Here is a 17,937-nt window from a genome sequence, read left to right as displayed (position 1 = left end):
ATCTAAAACTTGAATTTACAGGCTATGAAATTCGATCAGGTCCGAGAAGAAATTCCCGCTCTGCAAGAATCCCTATATTTGAATACCGGAACCTTTGGGCCTATGCCCCGGGTGGTGGTTGAGGAATTAACTCGAATTTACCGATTTATACTTTCCAAAGGCCCTTTTCATCCTGCTGTAAAAGATGAACTGACGAAAGGATATCTAAAGGCTCGTGAAAGGGTAGCCCGCTTGATAGGAGCAGACCCTCAGGAAGTGGCTTTTACCCGGAATGTCTCCGAAGGAATTAATCTCGTAGCCGGTGGATTCGATTGGAAGCCTGGAGATGAGGTTATCATAACAGATCAGGAGCATGAGAGCGGGCTTCTACCCTGGTTACACCTGGCCAGGACCCGGGGCCTTCAGGTCAAAGTTCTTACCTTGACCAACTCCCATTCGCAAATCCTCTCTAAATTGGCGGATTTACTGACTTCGCGAACCCGGCTTCTGGCTTTGAGCCATGTAACCTGTAGCACCGGGCTCCGTTTACCTGTAGAGGAAATTTGCCGGATAGCCCATAAAAAAGGGATCCCTGTTCTTCTGGATGGAGCCCAGGCTGTGGGTCAATTTCCTGTAAATGTTAAGGAGATAGGATGTGATTTTTATGCAGCCTGTGGGCATAAGTGGTTGTTGGGACCTCTGGGAGTTGGAATGCTTTATATACATCCTGCTTATTTATCTCAACTCCAGATTTCCCAGATCGGCTGGGGTTCCTGCAGTACTTTTGACTGGGAAACCTACACCTATACCTTAAAAACTTCAGCAGAACGTTATGAATACGGTACCCGGGCTGTACCTTTGTATATGGCCCTGGAGAAGGGAATCGAGTTCTTATCCGCCTGGGATTTACAAGAAATAGCTTCCCGGGTGGCTCACCTGGTAAGCTATACAAAAGATCGGCTGCTTCAAATTCCAGAAGTCCGCCTTTATAGTCCTTTAGATCCGACTTTATCCACAGGCCTTATTACCTTTAGTTTAGATATTCTTCCAGGTGAAGAACTTCTCACCTTACTCTGGTCACGATGGAAAATCTTGAGCCGGCTGGTGAAGAAACCAGATGGAGTTCGGATCTCCATTGCTTTTTTTACTCAGGAAGCGGAAATAGAAGTTTTCCTTCAAGGAATCGAAAAAATTGTTGCAGAAAGGAGAAAAACTCATGGCTTATAAGGTTCTCATTACACCACGCTATTTCAATGAGGATCCTGTCCCTCTCGAATATTTGAAAACCCATGGATGTGAGATCGTAGAAAGTGGGTATGGCGGCGAGAAAGATGATCGGGTCATTACAGAAGAAGAGGCTATCCGAATGCTTCAAGGGGTTGATGCCATCATTGCCGGAGGAATTAAGTTAACGAGAAAGGTTCTGGAATCGGTGGATCGGCTAAAAATCATAGCGCGTCGCGGGGTAGGATTTGAAAGTGTAGATCTTCAGGCTGCCACCGAGCGAGGAATTGTGGTAACCATAACCCCTGGAGCTTTAAACCATAGTGTGGCCGATTTCACCTTCGGACTCATGCTCACCATCGCCAGAAAAATTCATCTTGCAGATAAAGCGGTTCGAGAGAAAAAGTGGCAAGTATTTATGGGTACCGATCTCTGGAATAAGACTTTGGGAATTATCGGATTAGGTCGGATCGGTAAAGGGGTTGCCAAACGGGCCCGCGGATTTGAAATGAAAATCTTAGCCTATGATATTTATCGAGACGAAACCTTTGCCCGGGAGTATGGAGTGCAATATGTATCCCTGGAAGAACTTCTCCGGGAATCAGATTTTGTTTCCATTAACGCCCCTCTATCGGCAGAAACTTCCCATTTGATTGATGAGAAAGCCCTAAGTCTGATGAAGCCAACCGCTTTTCTCATCAATACAGCCCGTGGGGGATTGATCGATGAGAAAGCTTTGATAAAAGCCTTACAGGAAAAGAAAATAGCCGGAGCCGGGTTAGATGTTTTCGAGCAAGAACCTCTAAAAGAAAGCCCTTTACGCGAGCTGGAGAATGTTGTGCTAACGTCCCACATAGCAGGTTACTCCATTGAGAGCACGCAGGCTTCTGGAAGAATGGCAGCCCAAAATGTCGTAACGGTTCTTCAAGGAGGTCGTCCAGATTTAGCGTGTGTAGTAAATCCTCAAGTTTATGAGAGGTAATATTCCTTTGCTGTGAACCTACGGTGCACCGGGTCGGCGACCATTCCACGGGGTCATTCTTTAACAAGAGAGGGAGATCTATTCAGATGACGTTAACGGAAATTTTCGGTGTACCCAAGCCGATTATCGGGATGGTCCATCTCCTTCCCCTTCCAGGGAGTGTTCGAGGTCATTTTCCCCTGTCTGAGATCCTGGATCGAGCCGTGAAAGATGCCATGGAACTGGCAGAAGGTGGGGTCCATGGTATTATAGTGGAAAACATTGGAGACCTTCCTTTCAAACTTTCTCCAGTAGAACCTCATACTATTTCTGCGATGACCCTTATCGCCCACGAAATTTCCCGTAGGATCCGTATTCCCCTGGGAATTAATGTGTTACGAAATGATGCCAGGGCGGCTCTAGCCATTGCCCATACCGTAGGCGCCCGGTTTATTCGTGTCAATATCTACAGTGGGGTTATGATCACTTCCCATGGAATTGCTATTGGACAGCCGGAGAGAATTTTAGCCTATCGAAAATTTCTGGGAGCTCCGGTAAAGATTTTCGCAGATATCCTGGTCAAACATGCCTTTCCCCTGGGAGATCCTTCGATTGAAATCCTGGCACAAGAAACGGCTTACCGGGAACTGGCCGATGCCCTGATTGTCTCCGGAGTGGTCACCGGTGTAGAACCCAGCTTATCGGAGTTGATAAAAGTCAAAAGAGCTGTTCCGGATGTTCCGGTTCTGGTGGGAAGTGGGGCAAAACCAGAAAATATCCTTCCCTTTTTACAGTACGCGGATGGGGCCATTGTGGGCACTTTTTTCCACAAAGGAGAGGTCCTCTCAAATCCGGTAGAAAAAGAAAGGGTTTTGCAGTTTATGGAAGTTATTAAAACCGGTCTTTAGGCAGGCTATTCCAAATCGAAGGTAAGGAATATGGAGGCGAGGGGGATCGAACCCCTGACCCCGAGACTGCCAGCCTCGTGCTCTCCCAAACTGAGCTACGCCCCCATTATGGGAAATCGGAAAGATTTTTGGGCTCTTCAGACTCTTATAATATAAATGGAGCTAACCGGGAATGTCAAGGGGTTTGTAGGATAAACCCTCAAAAATCCAGCGATCTCAAAATCCCATTTCTTGAATCTACCCCAAGAGCAGGGCAATCAGAGAGGGTTAAACACCGATTTTCCCTTGACAAAGCCTAAAAGAATTCCTAAATTAGGAAATTGTACATCCCCAGATCTGAAGCCGGAGTGGTGGAACTGGTAGACGCACGGGACTCAAAATCCCGCGGGCTTTACGCCCATGGGGGTTCGATCCCCCCCTCCGGCACCAACAATTTTCCATCCACTCTGAAAGGTATATATGTTCTTCATCCTATCTAAAATTTTGCAGTTTCTTGTCTATACCCTGCCGCTTCTCTTCTTATCTCTAGGGGCCATTTTTATATTCTATAATCGAAAACATACCCGGCGCTGGTTGTTAGCTCTACTCATTGTTCTCTACGTCTTGAGTATCCCCTATACCTCCAATCATGTATTAAGCTGGTTGGAAATGCCACGCCCTTCTCCTGACCGATTAAAACCCCACTATGACGTAATTGTTGTACTTACGGGAATGGTCAATCTCGAGTTGAGCGGGAGAGGTCACATCGAGTTTGGGGAGGGGGTCGACCGGATCCTGACCGGGATTTCTTTAATGAAACAGGGGATAGGCGATAAGCTTCTCATCTCGGGAGGGAATGGAAGTTTGTTCGATCGAAGGACCAGTGAAGCCGAAATGCTGAAAGGGTTCGCCATAGAGCTTGGATTATCTCCCGATCAGATTATTACCGACAGAACATCCCGCAACACCTATGAAAATGCCGTTAACTCGGCCAGGCTCATTCGGGAGTATAACTATCAGAACGTTTTATTAGTGACTTCTTCCTATCACATGCGTCGCTCTTTGGGGGTTTTTCATAAACAAGGGATATATCCCGATGCTTATCCGACAGATTTTATGGCCAGTCCCATTGTTACTCCCTTCAGTTTTATACCTTCGGCAGGTGGTCTACATAATATAGATCTTATCCTGCATGAAGTGGTAGGATTCCTGATGTATCGTCTGCAGGGGTACCTGTAGATAGCTAAGAGCCTGTCCGGTTAGAGTCTAATTGCCGGGGTACGGCGAGATATAAAGATCCTCAAAGATACGTATGGAATCGTTACTTTGTTTAACTCGATGTTTTTGGCGGTATTCAAAGAATTTAAGAATTTCAATGGCCTCTGATTCTCTCTGCTTCCGCAACCCGACCCATGGCGATCATATGGGCCGCCGTTCTTAGAGTTACCTTTTCCTGCTCGGCCAGGCTACGGACTTCTCGATAAGCCTTAATAAGATGGGCCTGCAGTTCCCGATTGATGTGATCCAGATCCCACCTGAACTGCTGAAGATTTTGCACCCATTCAAAATACGAGACCACAACTCCTCCGGCATTGGCCAGGATATCTGGAATAACCGGAATCTCCCGTTCTTGAAGAATTTTATCGGCGATGGGTGTGGTGGGACAATTGGCAGCTTCTACCACGATCTTAGCTTTAAGATCCAGAACGTTATCTTCTTTAGTAATAACCCCTCCTACCGCCGCAGGAATGAGCAGATCACACTCCAATTTTAGAAGTTCTTTATTGGTAATCGGATCTCCATAAGGATAGGTGGCTACAGATCTGTGATTTTGAACATACCTGATCAAATCGGGAATATTTAACCCGGACGGATTATAAATCCCCCCATCCCTGCCGGAAACTGCCAGGATTTTTACCCCCGCTTCATACAGGAACTGAGCGGTATAGGATCCCACATTACCAAATCCTTGAATAACTGCCGTAGTCGTTTTGATATCTATTTCCAGATCCTTCAGGACTTCCTGGATGATATAAACGATTCCTCTTCCGGTAGCTTCCTTTCTTCCGATTGAACCACCCAGGGAAATGGGCTTACCTGTAACAATAGAAGGCGTATACCCATGCCGGGAGCTATACTCATCGAATATCCAGGCCATAACCTGTTCATCGGTATTTAAATCAGGGGCCAGAATATCCCGATAAGGACCCAGTACTAAACCAATTCTGGCCGTAAATTTTCGGGTTAGTTGCTCCAGTTCCCGTGGAGACATCTTATGGGGATCGCACTGAACGCCTCCTTTTCCGCCACCGAAGGGGAGGTTCATCAGGGCTGTTTTCCAGGTCATTAAAATGGCCAATCCTCTAACCTCGTCCAGATCGACATCGGGATGATATCGAAGACCTCCCTTATAAGGTCCTCGGGCTCCATTGTGTTGTACCCTATAGCCGGTAAAGACCTCTATTCTGCCATCATCCATAACAACAGGAAGTTGCACCGCTATTTCCCGGAAAGGTGTTCTCAAAATCTTCCGCATATAAGGCTCTAATTTTAAGCGTTCTGCAGCATTCTCGAATTGAATAACAATGGTTTGGAAATTGGTGATCTTCTTCTCGGGCATGGGATATTTCATGCTTTGAAAATGAGCCGGTTTCATAAAAATCTCCTTGATTATTATTCGGTCATCACGTAATATAAAATCTTAATTTCTAGGGAAAACTCTAAAAGGTTTCTCTCACTTTGTCTATCAAAATTTTTAATATCGGGAGGTTGAAGACATGAAACTCAAAGATATAAAAGCGAAAGATGTAATGACCAAACCGGTCGTTTGCGTCAACTTAAAAACCTCAACGGAGGAACTTTCCAGACTCTTTATCGAGAAAAATATCAGCGGGACCCCGGTGGTAGATGAAACGGGGAAGTTAATCGGGGTGGTGTCTAAGACAGATATCCTGGAGACTCACCTGTTACCGGAAGAATATCGGGAGTCCCCAACCTTGTACCCGGGTTATGTCGAAAATATTATGGTTCCCATTGTCTCCTCTGTAGTTGAAGAAGATTCCATTGATCAAGTCATCAAGCTGATGGTAGAGGAGAATATCCGTCGGGTGGTGGTAACGGATAGGGAGCAGAAAGTCGTTGGGATTATTACTCCTATGGATATTCTGAAATTTATTGTCAAAAAATCAGAAGGTTAGACCTCTAGAGACGGCTGCAACAGGTCTCAGATCTTCTGTTTTTTGGGAAGTAAGCTTCCATGGCCTGCTTATAAACTTGAAGATGGTCTTCAATTTCCCGACGATTTGAGAAGTTTAAAATGACCTTTTTCTTCGCTCGGGCTCCCAATTTTTTTCTTAAATCCTCCTCCCGGATAAGTCTTTCTGCTTTAGAATAAAATTCAGATTCTGAACTAAAGGTAAAACCCTCCCGGCCGTCTGTAACAAGGGCTTCGTTCCCTGGGATCTTTGAAACCAAGACGGCTTTTCCAAGGCTCATAGCCTCCAGAATTGCATTGGGCATACCCTCGGAGATCGAGGAATTAATGACCACGTCTGCCAGATTCAAGAGACTATACATATTTTCATGGGGAACTGCCCCCAAATAAATCACCCAGTCCAGGCCTTTAATGGCCTCCAAAAATTGAGTTCCATACTCTTCATCTAAAATAGGTCCTGCATAAACCAATCGGAGACAAGGGTATTTTTCCCGCAGTCTGGCCAAAGGCCTTAAACAAAAAGTAACATTTTTGACCGGTCGAATACCGGCAGGAACTAAAAAAATAAACTCTTCCCCGGTAAGCTTTAATTTATCGGAAAAATCATGAATTCGCCTCTCCAGTTTAACAGTGTGGGGAATAATAGCTATTTTGTCCTTAAGTTCCGGAAACTCTTCACAGAGTCTATTTTTCATAAACCGGGCAAAGACAATAATTCGGGTTGCCACCAGAAAGGATTCTACTACAACGGGCCGCTTATCTGGATCGAAAAGGTGATGGTTAATATCGGTACCTCTTACAGAGATAACCAGGGGAATTCATAACTTTTGGCTGAGAGTTACCGCTATCTTCCCGCTACGGTAGGCATGGATCCCATGAATAAGATCCGGCTTAAACCTTTGAACCTCTCCACAGATCAGAGTTTCCTCCCTTTGAGGTTCCAGGGATATCACCTGGGTTTCCACGTTCCTTTGTTGTAAACCGGATACCAGGCGCTGAACGGCTATAGCATTTCCCCGAAGGGAAGGAAAGTAATAAGGGGTAACGACCGTGACTTTCAAAAATTGAACCTAAATAAAACCCAAAATCCAAAGGTTCAAAAGTTAGCTAAAAGACACCTTGGGTTTTTAAAAGGGGTCTTCCTCTAACTTTAGACTCCGGACTTTGGACTTTAATCTAAAGGGCATTGAGTCGAGTAGAAATATCGGTTAATTTCTCCTGGAGGGGGGTTGGTCCCTTCTGTACTTCGATAAGGGCCGCTTCCACCTGTCTTTGGAGTTCTTTAACTTCTCTTCTTTTCTGCTCAGGTAAATCTGCTTCCAGGGAATTTAATCCCATCTTGACCTTTTCCAACTCCTTAGCGGCTTCCTTATAATCCTTGTTAACTTCTATAAGAACCCGGGCTTTAAAAAGAGTGTCGGCTACATTCCTTAAAGAAGATTTATATTTCATATCTCCCACCTCTTTAATCAATTCCGTTTGGGTGGCCTCCAACCGGTTGAAGGCAGGCTCAGGTACGAAGGTTCTTAGACCATAAATTCCCATCACAAGGATCAAATTAAGAATTCCTAGAAACAAAGCCGTCCAGGCTAAAAATTTAATCTGACCTTTTTTTTCACCCTGCGAGTTTTTTAAGATATAACCCGGCTCGATCCTTTCGACTGTCGGTTCAGAAATAGCCGACGATGTTGCCCAGGAGGATTTTGGGATCTCACCTGGTTTTCGGATTAATTCTTCCCCGGTGGGTAGAGGTCGTATCTTTTCAATCTCTTTCACACGTATGGGCCGCTTTAAGGGGAGGTCTTTCCCTCTGATAATTTCTCCGGGTTTTCGAATCCCAAAAGGTAAAGAAGGTAAAGGACGTACCTGACCCGGGCGAGTTACTTGCTCCTTGATACGAACTTCCCGCAGGGAAGGTAAACCAACTTCTCTTTCGATTTCTCCCGGTGCTTGAACCATACCCTTTCTGGAGCCCGGTGGACGTAACCCAGGAGAATCGGTCTTAGTACGTCCCTCACGGGTAGGAAGATCAGCCTCTATTTTCTCCACTTCTCCGGGTTTTTGAATGGAAGTCGGTCCAGAAGCATGGGGACGCAAATCTGACTTCTCTTTCTCTCGGGTCTCTCGATAGGAGATACCAGACAAGATCTCCATACCCTTCCTGGCCAATCTAAGGTGCTCGGATATTTTATCTGAAGGAACCGGTCTTCCTTTACCGGGTTCAGATTCCCGTGTTTCCCGTTTCGTTGAACGGATTCTGGTCTTTTTTGGTTTTCCTTCACTGTGAGTTTCTTCCGCCATAGGTATAATCCTCAAATTAAATTTATAAACAGTGTCTCCTTTAAAATCAAGGTTATTTACCCCTCGAAATAAACGTCAATCTCTATCCTTTATAAATTTATCCCCTTGGACCCAAAAGTAAAATATGAGATACCCTAGTGGATACCCTGGAGAATGTCAAGAAGTTTTTAACCAGACTAATATAGATTTACAGGCATCCCTGGAAAAATAATGTTGACAACCTCAGGATAACCGGTATAAAAGTTAGAATCAATTAACGTAAATAGATACCTTCCCGCTCTACGTATAGAGTTAGACTCCGGTTCCATTTGGTATGGGTCATGCAGGGTAGATGGTTTGTCTCAATCTTAAATAGCCCTGGGAGGATCTCAAAACGGAACGGATATTAGATGGTTACTCAGGTTAGAATCTCTAAGTTTTATCTAACCCATGGTTGAGCTCCTTTTAAGGAGGTAAATATCCATGGAATGTAAAAATTGCAATTCAAGAATTCAAGAACCTTATCTCTACTGTCCCAATTGTAGTGCTCCTTCCTATTCTTCGCTCTACGAAGAGTTGGTCAAAGTGGATTATTTTCTCTCCCAATGCGACACCTGGTTGGAAGAAGGTGTTATGGAAGAGTCCGTTATTTTACCCCTTAAAGAGCGCTACCTGGCTAAAAAACAAGAACTTCTTATCCTTCTCCAGGCTTCTGAAGAGGTTCCTCCTATTCCAAAGGAAGATATCTTGAGAGAATTTGCAGAAAAAGTCATAAAAAAATCCTTCGAGAAGACCAAAAGAATCGTCGAAGAAGATACCCAGGAGATTGCCGGGGACATGATCCAGGAAACCCCCGTTTCCCCTCCCTTACCGGAAACTGAAAGAACTTTTGAATTTGAAGTGGATGAAGGAACTGAGGAAGAAATCTCCTTATCTTCGCTGGATTTAACTTCTTCCTCCCTTCCGGAGAAAAAAAATGGGAAATCTGCATCGACCTCTTCCTTCAGGACCCAGGAAGCAGCCCCCCTGATTTCTGATACTTCTGGGGGTAAAAGATTTACCCCTTCCGGCTCTCTGGAGAAACCTTCTCCAACCCCGATTCCGGAGAAAATCCCTCCGACTTCTTCAGGGACTGCTCTAACCCAAGAGCAGATGACCGTGACTTTTTTGATTATTATCGGGGTTTTTAGTGTTTTTTTTATTTCCTTACACTTTCCTCTTTCTTACTATGCTCCTCTTTTGATGCTCCTGGGGGCAACCGGTGTTTATACAGGATATTCTCTCAGCGTAAACATTCTTAAGTCTAAAGGAGTTCCTTACCTATGGACGCATCCTTTAACCTTGGCCGGTTATGCCTTAACCTTTCTGGCCCTTTTGCTCTCCTTAAAGGGTCTCCAACCGGGGGTTATGATTGTGACTTTAACCCTGGCGATCCTTTTATATATTTTATCGGCTTATGTCTACAAAAGTTCCCTGTTTGTTTACCTGAGTACCCTGTGTTTCAGCGCTTTGTATGCCATTGCCCTCTTTCAGATGGTTCCTTTTTCCCTACCGATGACCTGTTTCGCTTTTATTCCATTGACGGTTATTGAAACCTATCTGGCACACCAATATTCCCATTTAGAAAACGGTAAATTCTCCAGGCCTCTTTATCACCTTGCGTTCGCCCTATCCATGATTATTCTTTTGACGACCCTGGGGGTTCTCTATTATGAAAGTGCTGCTTCCTTGGTAACCCCCTTGTCCCTTCAAACCCTTTTCTTTCCCTCCCAGGCTCCTTCTTACTCCATAATCTGGTCTCTGATTATTTTTTTGACCTATAGCGTTCTCTACGGCCTGTGTGGTTATTTATATAAACGTAAGGTCTTCATCTATCTCACCAATATCCTCTTAACCCTCTCCCTTGGAATTTGGATAAGTTATTTGCAAAAAGAATTTCTCCTCCCCTTAAGTCTTACCCTGCTTTTCCTCACCCAGATTATGGTAATAAAATGGCTGGAATTCAAACAGGTTTCAAAAGAATTGTTAATCCCTATCCTGGATGTTCCTTTAGCAGCCTCCCTGGTAACTTTGGGACTCATTTTAACAACCCCTATCCCTTCTTTTTTTCATGTTGCGGCACTTCTATTATTGGGTATTTTCTATCTCTGGACAACTCAAATTTATCCCAACAACTTTCTGGTTTATTTAGCTTCCGGTATTTTTGCCGGAGGGATCTTTTATGGGGTCTCCCTTTCCAATAATCCAACACCCGAAACCTACGGTCTCCTGGGAGGCCTGTTAAGCCTTCTCTATTTCATAGGGGCCTATTTTTATGAAAAAAGTCTTCAGTTAAAAGCGGATTTAGATCTTTCCGGAGAAAGGTCCTCTGCCTGGCAAGAAGAGGCCCGTTTATACTCACATTCATTGATCCATAGCGCCCTGTTCCTCTCTGGGTTATCTCTTATCCTGGCCTGGAAGAATCCGGGAGTTCTGATGGAATTGGGAGCCTTTTATCTTTTCTTGATCCTTCTATACCCCTCTAAGTACTGGCTTTATCCGGCCTTTATTCTCTTTTTTGGTAGTATCCATTTAAGCTGGATTGCTCCACTTCCCTTTAGTTCCTGGGATTCTGCCTTTATTCTCCTGGCTTTAGTCCTTTTCCTGATAGCCCATACCGTCCAGGTAAGCCAGAGAACCCTTTGCCAGATTTTATCCCTCCCAGAAAAGGGCTATCATCAACCGCTATTTAACCTGGCCATTGTACTATTCCTTGCTTCCCTGGTGCTGTACTTTTCGAATCTGACCAATATCTTTTCAGATTCCTATACCCTTCTTTTTGCCACCCTTTTCTGTGGACTGGGGTTTTATCTCCAGGGAGAAGCCGTTTATCTATTCCTTCTCTTTCTGATTACCTTTGCCTTAAATTTTTCCTTTGGGACTGCTTCTCTCCAGGAAATCAACTTTGAGTATCTCTCTTTAAGTTCAATTCTGCTCACCTGGGCCTGGTTAGAGGTTATTTATGGAATAACCCAACCCTCGAACAGAAGAATATTTGAAAAGATCAGCCTGTCCCTTTCTCCTCAGGCCAGGCAAACAACCATCGATATTTTCTATCCCCTGATTTTTGCCTATACCCTGGTAAGTCTGATTCTCACCCTGGGTCAGGTATCTCCGGCAACGATCGCTACCCTCTGGATTACTGCCCTCATTTATACTCGCTATGCCCATATCTTTGGAGCCAATAAATGGCTTTATGGGGCTAATTTCGCGGTGGATGTCGGAGTCCTTTATCTTATTTTCTGGTTAACGAATGTATGGACGCCCCAAGGAAATCCCTACCTCATAACCGGTTATCTCAGCCTTTCAACCGTCTTTCTCTGCTGGATCTGGACTGCCTGGGGTAAATATTATGAAGCCCGGGGAGAAATTCCGGGTCGAACCTATTTGAAGAGTTTTGCCATTCCTCATTTCTTCATGGCCTGGAAGGTTCTTCCTATCTTTGTGGCTTTCATGTCGGCACTATTTTTAAAATATGTTCCCTCTCCCCAACCCCTGAGCTTTGTTTTAAATCTTTTAGCTCTGGCAGGACTGACCCTGCTTTACGCGAGTTTAGCCGTAACCGAACGGCAGGAGAAATTTCTTTACTTATCGGAAATAGGTCTGGCCTACCTCATCCTCTTCATGAGCCTGGCCAGACCTGACTACTTTGCAAAGGGGCGCGTTACTTTATGGCTGGTTTTAGCCAGTTTTGTCCTGATGGAACTGGGACAATTAACTAAAAAATACCAGGTTCATATGCTGGTCCGCTTAGTCCATTATACGGCTCTATGGCTACCTCTCATGTCTCTGGTACTGCTTCCCTTCTCATCGGTAAGCGGTTATAAAATCCTATCCCTGTTGGCTATTGCCGGTTTTTACTTCTGGGTGAGCTACCTCCAAACCACCTCTTATCTTACCTACCTGAGCCTGTTCCTGGGCAATTGGGGTTTATTTACCCTGTTGGCATGGGCAAACTTAACTTTTACCTATAGCCCTCAGCTATATCTCGTACCCATTGTGGCAACAATGATAGGAATCGCCCGGTTAAATAAAAATTCCTTATCTCCTAAAACTTTCCATTATATTCGATTTTCAGGTACCCTGTTTATTTTGACCCTCTCCTACCTGGAAGCGCTCCTGATCGGAGAGAGTTGGCGAATAGATTTTTTAATGACCCTCTGTATTGGAGGGATCTTACTCGGTCTGATTTGGCGGATTCGAACCTTCCTCTATCTGGGTACTTTATTTTTGAGCCTGCACCTTTTAACCCGGCTTTTATTTTACCTCTATGATAGCTCTGGGTGGATGGGAGGACTCGCAATAGGTTTTATTTTCTTCTTTATCCTTATCTGGACTTTTCTAAATTATAAACCGACCGTACTTTATCTTATAGAAGATATGACTCAAGAATTGTCCACCTGGGAATAGGTCTTTGTCCGTTGCCTGTTGTAAAAATAGAAGACCGTAGACAAGGGACAGTAGACCACAGACCCCTGACCCAAGAGAAAGTTACCAAAATTTTAGAAATTTTAGAGAAGCTCCATGCGGTTCCAACCCCTAAACTAAACTTTGAAACCCCGTTTCAGCTTCTGATCGCCTGTATTCTCTCTGCCCAATGTACGGATACTTTGGTTAATCGAATTACACAAAATCTTTTTAAAAAATATCCCAATCCCCAAGATTTCCTTCGATTAACCCCGGAAGCACTAGAAAAAGAAATTCGAAGTTGTAATTATTATCGAACCAAAGCCCGGCATATCCTGGCTACCTGTCAAATACTGGTTGAAAAATTTCAGGGAAAAGTACCTCAAGACCGAGAAACCCTGATGCAACTACCGGGTGTTGGACGAAAGTGTGCCAATGTGGTCTTGGCTTTCTCCATGGGAGCCGACACCATCCCGGTGGATACCCACGTCTTTCGGGTAGCCAATCGTCTGGGCTTGGCCAAAGGTCGTGATCCTCTGGAAACCGAAGAAGATCTCATGAAGAATCTGCCTAAGGAAAAGTGGGTCATGGCCCATCACTGGCTGATCGATCACGGACGTCGAATTTGTAAAGCCCAAAAACCCAGGTGTGAAATTTGTGACCTAAAAGCCTACTGTGATTATTACGCAAAAACTCTAAAAACTGCTTAATGATAAGGGTAAAAAATATTACCTCTCAAGAACTCTGAAGGGCCGTTAAGTCATTGAAGTATGGGGGTGTGAGGGTGTGGGGGTGTGGGAGTATGGAAGTATGGAAGTATATTCTCCTATACTCCCACACCCTCACACCCCCATACTTCTACCCTTTTCATAGCCTTCCGTGGATGAATACTTAAAATGGAGAAAAAAACGGCTTTTATTTATTCCGATGTCTATTTGAAACATAATACGGGAAAGTCCCATCCTGAGAGAAAAGAGCGGCTTACGGCTATTGTAGAACATCTAAACCGAACAGGTTTAATGGAAGAACTGATTCAGGTCCCTATTCGTTTACCTACCCGACAGGAGATTACATGGGTTCATCCTGAGAGTTATATGGATCAACTTCAAAGAGATATTGAGGGGGGGGCCACATACCTGGACCCCGATACTCGGGTATCTCCAGAGTCTTATGAAGTAGCCCTTCAAGCCGTAGGGGGAGCTTTAACGGCGGTCGACCAGGTTCTTCAAGGTCGGGTACACACAGCTTTTTGTGCGGTACGCCCTCCGGGTCATCATGCAGAGCCGAATAAAGCCATGGGTTTTTGCCTTTTCAATAATGTAGCCATTGCAGCCCGTTATGCCCAACATACCTATAACCTGGAAAAGATCTTAATTATAGATTGGGATGTACACCATGGCAATGGAACCCAAGATATCTTTTATGAAGATCCCACCGTCTTTTACTTCAGTATTCATCAATATCCCTGGTATCCGGGAACCGGTGGAAGCGAAGAGAGGGGAGCCGGAAAAGGAAAGGGATTTACCTTAAACATCCCTGTACCGGCAGGAACCGGAGATCAGGAATATATATCGGTTTTTAACTCTATTCTGAGGAAGCAGGCTCTGGCCTATGCTCCGGATCTTATCCTCATTTCTGCCGGATTTGATGCCCACCGGGATGATCCTCTCTCCCATACCCGGGTGACCACAGAGGGATTTCGCTCTCTGAGCGAGATCGTTTCGCAAATTGCCCAGGAAAAGTGTGACAGTCGTATTGTGTCCGTGCTGGAAGGAGGTTATAACCTTCAGGCTTTAGCCGAATCTGTGGAAGCTCACCTGAGGGTGTTAAGGCGGGAGGTGTAGGGCAGCCCGTGCCGAACGAACAAGCTGCAAGGCTTCTTCGGTACTCGGAGCAAGGGCCGTGAGATGCCCCATTTTACGGCCTGGGCGAGGAACGCGTTTTCCATACAGATGAAGTTTTACCTCGGGGAAGGCGCAGGCGGCAGCCCAATGAGGTTCACCATTTTGCCAGAGATCACCCAATAAGTTGGCCATTGCAGCAGGGCATAGCTGCCGGGTTGAGCCAAGGGGTAGACCACAAACGGCACGCAATTGCTGCTCAAACTGGCTGGTTATGCAGGCATCTAAGGTAAAGTGACCTGAGTTGTGGGGACGAGGGGCCAACTCGTTAATTAAAAGCTGATCGTTCTGGGTAAGGAAAAATTCGATACAGAGTACGCCGATCACATCCAGTTGCTCAAGCACTTGACGGGCGATTTCCACGGCTTCACGGGCAATTTCAGGCGGTAAGGGGGCCGGCGCAACGGAAATATCCAGGATATGGTTTCGGTGAGTGTTTTGGATGAGCCCATAGTGACTAAAGGCTCCATCGACCCCACGGGCAGCAACCACAGAAACCTCGCACCTGAAATCTATAAACGCTTCAAGAATAGCCTCCTGTCCACCCAGGGCCTGAAAGGCAGATTCGACTTCATCCGGTGAGGTGAGTTTGGATTGGCCTTTACCATCATAACCAAAACCTGCTGTTTTCAGGACTGCGGGGAAACCCAGATCCTGCACGCCTATAAGCAAGTCTTCCAGGGAACGAACCGATCGGAAGGGTGTAACCGGAAATCCGGCTTTGGCTAAGAACGTTTTCTCGCGTAAGCGATGCTGGGTCGTATGTAAAACAAATCCACTGGGTCGCACAGGTACATATTCGGCAGCAGCTTCTGCCGCCGCTGCAGAAACGTTTTCAAATTCGAAGGTTACCACATCTACCCCACGGGCAAAGGTACGTACTGCATCCAGATCCTCATAGGAGGCTACCATCTCAACGTCAGCAATCTGACCGGTAGGGGTATCCTTTTCAGGAGAAAAAGTGTGAATCCGATAACCCATACGTCGCGCAGCAATCGCCAGCATACGTCCCAGCTGACCGCTACCCAGTACACCGATCACTGAACCGGGAAGAATAGGTAGATGCATCTCCAAAATCCTTGCGAACTTTGTATCTTCTCGGTGAACCTTGGGATTTACTTTTTAACCCCAGGGGACACGGAGAAGTTACAAAAAGAGTCCAAAGGGGTTACGTCAGGGCAATGTTTCATTCATCACCCGCCGGGTTTGCTCGGCTCGAAATTGACGGAGCTTCTCCCGTAATTCGGGGCGGTGGTTGGAGAGGATGGCGATAGCCAGCAGGGCTGCGTTGGTGGCACCTGCCTGACCAATAGCCAGGGTACCCACGGGAATACCTGCAGGCATCTGGACAATAGAAAGAAGCGAATCCAGACCCTTTAAGGCTCGACTTTCCACGGGGACTCCCAGTACAGGAATAAGGGTTTGCGCCGCAGTCATACCGGGCAAATGGGCGGCCCCTCCGGCTCCTGCAATAATCACTTCAATGCCCCGTGACTCAGCATTGGTCGCAAACTCTGCCAGCCAGGTCGGCGTTCGGTGCGCAGAAACAATGCGACATTCGTGGGGAACTCCAAATTGGGTCAGGACTTCATCCGCTGCACGCATCGTTTCCCAATCGGACTTACTCCCCATGATAATGGCAACCAGCGGTTTTTCCACCTTTAACGTACGTACCGAGTAATGAATGATTCGGGATGCCTGTAGGACCCTTTCACTCAAGACTCCATACTTCCCCAATATCTTTGCGATAATGCATGCCGTCGAAGTGAATCCTCGTGACGGTTTTGTATACCTTAGCCCTTGCCTCTTCAAGGGTTTTTCCTCGGGCTGTTACTCCTAAGACCCGACCTCCGCTGGTAACTAAGCGGGGAGGACCGGTCGGATCGTCCGGATTCCTTTTATAAGCTGTACCCGCGTGGAAAATCCAGCCATCTTCAGCCTTTAATTCTTCCAGACCAAAAATAGGTTTACCGACCTCGTAGCTCTGGGGATAGCCGCCTGAAGCTAAAACCACACAGATTGTTGAATCCTCCCTCCACTCCAGTTTAACCTTATGGAGTCGGTGTTCGGCAATGGCAAGAAGAACCTCCACCAGGTCTGTTTTGAGCCTTGGTAAGATAACCTGGGTCTCCGGATCTCCAAACCGAACATTAAACTCCAAAACCCGAGGACCTTGCGGGGTCAGCATAAGACCTATATAAAGGATACCCTGATACGTAATCGAATTCGTCTGGAGTCCCCGAATAACCGGAAGAGCTATGCGTTCCATAATCTCATTTTCCCTCTCCGGGGTAAGGAATCGGTTCGGAGAATAAGAGCCCATTCCACCGGTATTGAGTCCCTTATCACCATCGTGGCTTCTTTTGTAATCCCGGGCGGAGGCCAGTGGATAGACGGTGGTTCCATCTGTAAAGCAGAAGAAGGAGAGTTCCTGACCTGAAAGATATTCTTCAATAACGACCTTGTCCCCTGCGCTCCCGAATATTTTGGCTATCATTATCTGATCGATCGTCCGAAGCCCCTCCTCAAGATTTTGCGCGATAACAACGCCTTTACCTGCTGCCAATCCATCTGCTTTGATAACCACAGGATAGGCCCTATGTCGCAAATAGGCTTTTGCAGCTTGGGGATTATCAAAGATTTCATAGGGCGCAGTAGGTATCCCAAAGCGGGTCATAAATTGCTTGGCATAAGCCTTGCTGGCCTCTAATCGGGCACCTGCCCGATCCGGTCCCACAACGGTTAATCCGGCCCGCCTGAATTCATCCACCAGACCCAGCACCAGAGGCTGTTCCGGACCACAAAAGGTTAAATCTATCCGGGCTTTCCTGGCGAAATCTACCAGTTGAGGGATGTCTTCAGCCTTGATCGGAAGACATTCTGCCAGATGAGAGATGCCTGCATTTCCAGGCGCTGCATATAACTTGGTAACTTTAGGGCTTTGGGCAAGCTTCCACACAATCGCATGTTCTCGCCCACCCCCTCCGATAACCAATACTTTCATGTCGGTAAACGCGGAGATACGGAGACAAGGGGACATGGAGA

General features: G+C 46.0%; 15 protein-coding genes and 2 tRNA genes. 9 read left to right on the top strand and 8 right to left on the bottom strand.

Annotation, left to right across the window (positions count from 1 at the left end):
• Positions 1-24: 24 nt before the first annotated feature.
• The 3 genes from VNM22_22265 (at position 25) to VNM22_22255 (ending at position 3,072) form a co-directional block, all read left to right on the top strand.
• The gene (locus VNM22_22265; protein HWP49895.1) at positions 25-1,206 is read left to right on the top strand and encodes an aminotransferase class V-fold PLP-dependent enzyme; all 1,182 of its coding nucleotides are present in this window, start codon (positions 25-27) and stop codon (positions 1,204-1,206) included.
• Positions 1,196-2,185 carry a phosphoglycerate dehydrogenase gene (locus VNM22_22260; protein HWP49894.1) on the top strand — a complete coding sequence of 330 codons (990 nt, stop codon included), beginning with the start codon at positions 1,196-1,198 and terminating at the stop codon, positions 2,183-2,185. The genes VNM22_22265 and VNM22_22260 overlap by 11 nt, the downstream gene beginning before the upstream one ends.
• An 86-nt stretch (positions 2,186-2,271) precedes the next feature.
• Positions 2,272-3,072 (top strand): BtpA/SgcQ family protein, encoded by an 801-nt coding sequence (locus VNM22_22255; GenBank protein ID HWP49893.1) that lies wholly within the window; start codon positions 2,272-2,274, stop codon positions 3,070-3,072.
• A 31-nt stretch (positions 3,073-3,103) separates the two neighbouring features.
• Here VNM22_22255 and VNM22_22250 read toward each other — a convergent pair.
• Positions 3,104-3,177, bottom strand: a tRNA-Ala gene (locus VNM22_22250).
• A gap of 236 nt (positions 3,178-3,413) precedes the next feature.
• On the opposite strand from VNM22_22250, the gene VNM22_22245 reads away from it, so the two are divergent.
• Positions 3,414-3,501 (top strand) — tRNA-Leu (locus VNM22_22245).
• A gap of 30 nt (positions 3,502-3,531) precedes the next feature.
• The gene (locus tag VNM22_22240) at positions 3,532-4,290 is read left to right on the top strand and encodes a YdcF family protein (protein ID HWP49892.1); all 759 of its coding nucleotides are present in this window, start codon (positions 3,532-3,534) and stop codon (positions 4,288-4,290) included.
• A gap of 133 nt (positions 4,291-4,423) precedes the next feature.
• On the opposite strand, the gene VNM22_22235 is transcribed toward VNM22_22240, so the two are convergent.
• Positions 4,424-5,707 carry a Glu/Leu/Phe/Val dehydrogenase dimerization domain-containing protein gene (locus VNM22_22235; protein HWP49891.1) on the bottom strand — a complete coding sequence of 428 codons (1,284 nt, stop codon included), beginning with the start codon at positions 5,705-5,707 and terminating at the stop codon, positions 4,424-4,426.
• Positions 5,708-5,828: 121 nt separating this feature from the next.
• Between VNM22_22235 and VNM22_22230 the strand changes: the two genes are divergently transcribed.
• Entirely contained in the window at positions 5,829-6,248 is a 420-nt protein-coding gene (locus VNM22_22230; protein HWP49890.1) for a CBS domain-containing protein, read from the top strand.
• Between the two features lie 4 nt (positions 6,249-6,252).
• On the opposite strand, the gene VNM22_22225 is transcribed toward VNM22_22230, so the two are convergent.
• The 3 genes from VNM22_22225 to VNM22_22215 all read right to left on the bottom strand — a co-directional run bounded on the left by VNM22_22225 (position 6,253) and on the right by VNM22_22215 (position 8,566).
• Positions 6,253-6,993, bottom strand: coding sequence for a glycosyltransferase (locus VNM22_22225; protein ID HWP49889.1), 741 nt, complete (start codon positions 6,991-6,993; stop codon positions 6,253-6,255).
• Positions 6,994-7,083: 90 nt separating this feature from the next.
• Entirely contained in the window at positions 7,084-7,326 is a 243-nt protein-coding gene (locus VNM22_22220) for a hypothetical protein (protein ID HWP49888.1), read from the bottom strand.
• A 115-nt stretch (positions 7,327-7,441) separates the two neighbouring features.
• Positions 7,442-8,566 carry a hypothetical protein gene (locus VNM22_22215; protein ID HWP49887.1) on the bottom strand — a complete coding sequence of 375 codons (1,125 nt, stop codon included), beginning with the start codon at positions 8,564-8,566 and terminating at the stop codon, positions 7,442-7,444.
• Positions 8,567-9,028: 462 nt separating this feature from the next.
• Here VNM22_22215 and VNM22_22210 point away from each other — a divergent pair, with 462 nt between their 5' ends.
• From VNM22_22210 to VNM22_22200, 3 genes are all read left to right on the top strand, one after another.
• Positions 9,029-12,994, top strand: coding sequence for a hypothetical protein (locus VNM22_22210; protein ID HWP49886.1), 3,966 nt, complete (start codon positions 9,029-9,031; stop codon positions 12,992-12,994).
• Positions 12,995-13,005: 11 nt separating this feature from the next.
• The gene (gene nth / locus VNM22_22205) at positions 13,006-13,701 is read left to right on the top strand and encodes an endonuclease III (GenBank protein ID HWP49885.1); all 696 of its coding nucleotides are present in this window, start codon (positions 13,006-13,008) and stop codon (positions 13,699-13,701) included.
• A 186-nt stretch (positions 13,702-13,887) separates the two neighbouring features.
• On the top strand, positions 13,888-14,835 hold the full coding sequence (locus VNM22_22200) for a histone deacetylase (protein ID HWP49884.1): 948 nt from the start codon (positions 13,888-13,890) through the stop codon (positions 14,833-14,835).
• On the opposite strand, the gene VNM22_22195 is transcribed toward VNM22_22200, so the two are convergent.
• The 3 genes from VNM22_22195 to purD form a co-directional block, all read right to left on the bottom strand.
• Complete coding sequence (locus tag VNM22_22195; protein HWP49883.1) at positions 14,818-15,960, bottom strand: 5-(carboxyamino)imidazole ribonucleotide synthase; 1,143 nt, start codon at positions 15,958-15,960, stop codon at positions 14,818-14,820. The genes VNM22_22200 and VNM22_22195 overlap by 18 nt on opposite strands.
• 105 nt (positions 15,961-16,065) lie before the next feature.
• Positions 16,066-16,611 (bottom strand): 5-(carboxyamino)imidazole ribonucleotide mutase, encoded by a 546-nt coding sequence (purE, locus tag VNM22_22190; protein ID HWP49882.1) that lies wholly within the window; start codon positions 16,609-16,611, stop codon positions 16,066-16,068.
• Positions 16,604-17,932 (bottom strand): phosphoribosylamine--glycine ligase, encoded by a 1,329-nt coding sequence (gene purD / locus VNM22_22185; GenBank protein HWP49881.1) that lies wholly within the window; start codon positions 17,930-17,932, stop codon positions 16,604-16,606. Before purD ends, purE begins: the two co-directional genes overlap by 8 nt.
• Positions 17,933-17,937: the final 5 nt, after the last annotated feature.

Source organism: Candidatus Limnocylindrales bacterium (assembly GCA_035559535.1).
Classification (GTDB): Bacteria; Moduliflexota; Moduliflexia; order Moduliflexales; family JAUQPW01; genus JAUQPW01.
This window is presented reverse-complemented; position numbering and strand designations above follow the sequence as displayed.